This window comes from Nocardia carnea, assembly GCF_029868325.1.
Classification (GTDB): Bacteria; Actinomycetota; Actinomycetes; order Mycobacteriales; family Mycobacteriaceae; genus Nocardia; species Nocardia carnea_C.
This window is the reverse complement of sequence record NZ_JARWNW010000135.1, coordinates 1-2997: the sequence shown is the minus strand read 5'-3', so window position 1 is coordinate 2997 and position 2997 is coordinate 1. Positions and strand designations below refer to the sequence as shown.

Here is a 2997-nt window from a genome sequence, read left to right as displayed (position 1 = left end):
TGGCCCTCCGGTGCCCCCCTTGGGGGGGGGCCCCCCCAACCCCCCCCCCGGCCCCGGGGGGCCGGGGGGGGCGGTTCTGCTGTGTCAGAGAGGCATACCGTTCTCCAGGAACTCCAGCGCCTCGTTGACGACGACGTAGATGTCCTCGTCCTGGTCGACCGCACGCAGATAGGCCATCACCGCCACACCCGCAACGGCACCGGTCCAATACCGGACCAGTGGGTCGTCGGGCTGCCGGCCGACGCGTCGAGCGAAAGCTTCGATGAACGGCGGCATATCCGTCTCGATCTTGGTGACCACGGCCGCGCGGAGCTCCGGCACGGTGGCGATGAGCTTCATCCGGATGGTTTCCAGCGCAGCCATATCGACATCCGTGCTGTTCAGGACACCGAGAATGGCGTTACGGGCGGCCTGCAACGGCGAGAGATCGGCGGGCTCGGCGAGAAATTTCTCCAGGAATATCGGGTCCACGCGGTCGAACAGCACCGTATCCGGTTTGGTGGGGAAGTAGCGGAACAGCGTGCTCGGCGAGACCTCCGCTGCCGCCGCCACTTCCTCCAGCGTGGTGTTCGCGTACCCCTGCTCCCGGTAGAGGCGCAATGCGTGATCCTGGATGGCTTCGCGCGTGCGCTTCTTCTTCAGTTCTCGCAGGCCACCGGTACTCATAGGATCATTTTGCCGAACCCTCGACCGGCCGGCCAAACGAACGGGCGAGTTCCTCGGTCGTATCCGGCTCCGGTCTGCCGCGCAGATTGCGGCCCTCGACGTCCAGGTCCGGCAGTATCCGGTCCAGCCATTTCGGCAGCCACCACGCCTTGTCGCCGACCAGCGCGAGAACGGCCGGGACGATGGTCATCCGCACCACGAAGGCATCCACGGCCACCGCGGCCGCCAGCGCCACACCGATCTGCACGATATCGCTGGCATCGCCGGAGGCGAACCCGGCGAAAACGCTCACCATGATGATCGCGGCAGCGGAAACCACCCGCGCCCCGTGCCCGAAACCGGCCCGGATCGACGCGGTCGCCGATGCGCCGTGCACGTACTCCTCCCGCATCCGGGTCACCAGGAACACTTCGTAATCCATGGCCAGCCCGAACACCACACCGATGATGAAGATCGGCAACATACTCACCACGACGTCGGTGGTGTGGATACCCAGCCATTCCAGCCAGCCCCACTGGAATACGGCCACCATGACACCGAAGGTCGCGCCCAGGCTCAGCAGGAAACCCACTGTCGCCTTGAGCGGGACGACGACCGAGCGGAACACGGTCATCAGCAGTACGAACGACAGGCCGATGACCACCAGGAGGTAGGTCAGCAGCGCATCGGCCATCCGGTCGCTGAAATCGATGATGATGGCCGCGGTTCCGGTGACGGCGATCCGGGCGCCGAACTCCGCCACGGTGTCGGTGACGCTGCCACGCAGCAGTTGCACCAGCTGTTCGGTTTCCTCGCTGTCCGGGCCACCCCGCGGTATGACACCGATGATCGCGGTATCACCGGCCGGGTTGAACTCCGGCGGCGCGGCCATCGTGACGCCTTCGGTCCCGGCCAATTCCGTATGAACCCGCTGTGCGGTATCGGTCGGATGCGCCGCGCCGGCCAGGTCGACGACGACCAGCAACGGCCCGTTGAATCCCGGACCGAAACCTTCGGAGATCGCGTCGTAGGCCTGGCGCTGGGTGGTGTGTTCCGGGTAGGTCCCCTGGTCCGGGACGCCGAGACGCAAGTCCAGCGCCGGAAGGGTCAGGATGGCGAGCCCGAGCAGCGCGGCAATCAGGGTTGTCACGGGCCGCCGCGTGGTCAGCGAGGCCCAGCGCGATGCCAGGGTGCGGCCCGCCGTGGATTCCGGTGCACCCTCGGCGGACCGGTCGCGCCGCCCGCGCCGCAGTACCCGGAGCCCGGCGAATCCGAGGAGCGCCGGCAGCAGTGTGATCGCCACCAGCACGGCGACGGCCACGGTCACCGCCGCGGCGAGACCCATTTCGGTGAGCAGCCCGATACCGACCACGCTCAGTCCGGTCAGTGCGATCACCACGGTCATACCGGCGAAGAACACCGCGGATCCCGCCGTGGCCACCGCCCGGCCGATGGCATCCTCTTGGTCGGGATTGCGGGACAGCTCGTCGGTGTAGCGGGAGACGATGAACAGCGCATAGTCGATACCGACGGCCAGCCCGAGCATGAGCGCCAGGATCGGCGTGGTGACACCGAGATCCAGGAACGCCGTCGCCGTGAGGATGCCCAGGAGGCCGACCATGACACCGGTGATCCCGGCGATCAACGACATCCCCGCGGCGGCCAGCGATCCGAGAGTTATCACCAGCACCACGGCGGCCACGAGCAGTCCGAGGAGTTCTTTGCTCACATCCGGCATCAGCTCCATCACATCGCCGCCCACCGCCATGCGCAGATCGGCCGAACTGCTCTGTTCGACCAGTTGCATCAGTTCCTGACGGCTCGAATCACGCACCGTTTCGAAGGAGACCGCATAGGTCACCTCGGCGACGGCGATCCGCTGGTCCGCCGAGATCAGCCCGTTCTGAAAGGGGCCTGTGACAGCGGCGACCTCCGATGCCCCGGCCGCCGCCTGGACCACGTCATCGATTTTCTGCCGCTGGGCGAGACCGGTCACCGAGCCGTTCTCGGCGATGAACACGATCTGAGCCGACCCGCCGTCGAGCGGAAGTTCGGCGAACCGTTCCTCGAGCAGGTCGAAAGCTTCCTGAGATTGCGTACCCGGCAGGTTGAAGGTCGTCGCGGAGGGGGGGGCCCCCGGGGGGGGGGCCCCCCCCCCCGCGGGGGACAGGCGGAACCACCCCCAGGGGAACAGGGGGGGGGGGGGGGAGGGGGAGCGCCCCGGGGGGGGGGGGGGGGGGGGCGGGGGGGGGCGCCCCCCCCCCCCCCGCCCCCCGCGGGCCCCGCCCAGCGGCAGGCAGGGGGGGGGGGGGGGGGAGGCGCCCCGCCCCCCCGGACAGACGGGGGGCGGGC

At 68.6% G+C, this 2997-nt stretch carries 2 protein-coding genes; both read right to left on the bottom strand.

What is annotated here, in order from left to right; genetic code table 11:
• Positions 1-84: 84 nt before the first annotated feature.
• Positions 85-666 (bottom strand): TetR/AcrR family transcriptional regulator, encoded by a 582-nt coding sequence (locus tag QH196_RS10000; protein ID WP_280415481.1) that lies wholly within the window; start codon positions 664-666, stop codon positions 85-87.
• Between the two features lie 4 nt (positions 667-670).
• Positions 671-2752: an MMPL family transporter gene (locus QH196_RS09995; protein ID WP_280415482.1), complete on the bottom strand. Its 2082-nt coding sequence runs from the start codon at positions 2750-2752 to the stop codon at positions 671-673.
• Positions 2753-2997 lie beyond the last annotated feature (245 nt).